This is a genomic window from Nocardia sichangensis (assembly GCF_047200615.1).
In the GTDB taxonomy this organism is placed as follows: domain Bacteria; phylum Actinomycetota; class Actinomycetes; order Mycobacteriales; family Mycobacteriaceae; genus Nocardia; species Nocardia sichangensis.
Genome location: NZ_JBJZOK010000109.1, coordinates 1 through 1263 on the forward strand (window position 1 = coordinate 1; position 1263 = coordinate 1263).

Sequence of the window (1263 nt, forward strand, 5' to 3'; positions counted from 1 at the left end):
GGGACTGCTGCACGATCAGGTGACAGGTTCGGTCACGCGGCCTGACTGGCCGGTGGGGTCATGATGGTCTCGTATTCGACCGGCGTCAAACGGCCGAGGGTAGCTTGGCGTCGTCGTCGATGGTAGGTCCGCTCGATCCAGGTGACGATCGCGATCCTCAATTCCTCACGGCTGCACCAAAATCGGCGGTCCAGGACATTCTTCTGCAGCAACGCGAAGAAACTCTCCATAGCGGCATTGTCACCGGCCGCGCCGACACGGCCCATCGACCCAGCCATGCCGTGACGAGTCAGGGCTCGCACGAATTTCCGGCTGCGAAATTGCGATCCGCGGTCGGTGTGCAGAATGCAACCGGCCACCTCGCCACGGCGAGCCACCGCATTGTTGAGCGCGTGCACCGCCAGAGCCGATTTCATGCGTGAGTCGATGGAGTAGCCGACGATCCGGTTGGAATAGACGTCCTTGACCGCACAAATGTAGAGCTTGCCCTCGCCGGTCTGATGTTCGGAAATGTCGGCCAGCCACAACCGATTCGGAGCCTCAGCGGTGAAGTTGCGTCGGACCAGATCATCGTGGACCGGCGGGCCGGCCTTGCCCTTGCCGCGTCGCTTCTTGCCGAACGCACTCCACCAGCCCTGGGCCGAACAGATCCGCCATGCAGTGCGGTCGGCCATCGGTTCACCGGCGGCGCGGGCCTCGTCGGCGAGAAATCGGTACCCGAATTCGGGATCGTCGCGATGGGCATCGAACAGCGCGTTAGCCCGATACGCTTGGTCGAGTTCGGCGGCAGTGACCGGTTCGGCCAGCCATCGGTAGTACGGCTGACGGGCCAGTTTCAGCACCCGGCACGTCACCGTGACGGGGATCCCGTCGTCGGCCAGCTCGCGGACGAGCGGGTAGATCATTTTCCCGGCAGGTTCGCCTGCGCGAAATAAGCGGCGGCCCGTTTGAGGACCTCGTTCTCCTGCTCCAGCAACCGGATTCGCCGTTTCGCCGCCCGCAGCTCGGCCGACTCGCTCGTGCTGGTGCCCGGTTTGGTTCCCTCGACGACGTCGGCCTGACGCATCCATTTCGACAACGTCATCGGGTGAATCCCGAAATCGGCGGCGATCTGCTCCAGCGTCACACCATCCTCGCGATTGCGAGCCACACGCACGACATCGTCGCGGAACTCACGGGGATAGGGCTTCGGCACGATGACATCCTTCCAGCCCACCCGAAGGGCAAGCCAACTCGGTTGTCACCTACCCGTGCAGCAGTCCC

General features: G+C 63.7%; 1 protein-coding gene. It reads right to left on the bottom strand.

Annotated features, from left to right (window positions below; all coding sequences use genetic code 11):
• Window positions 1-32: 32 nt before the first annotated feature.
• Window positions 33-1195, bottom strand: a protein-coding gene (locus ACL03I_RS39325; protein ID WP_412808644.1) for an IS3 family transposase whose coding sequence is annotated in 2 segments (ribosomal slippage) — window positions 33-908 and window positions 911-1195 — 1161 coding nt in all. Because the reading frame shifts where the segments join, the coding sequence is not laid out codon by codon here.
• Between the last annotated feature and the right edge of the window lie 68 nt (window positions 1196-1263).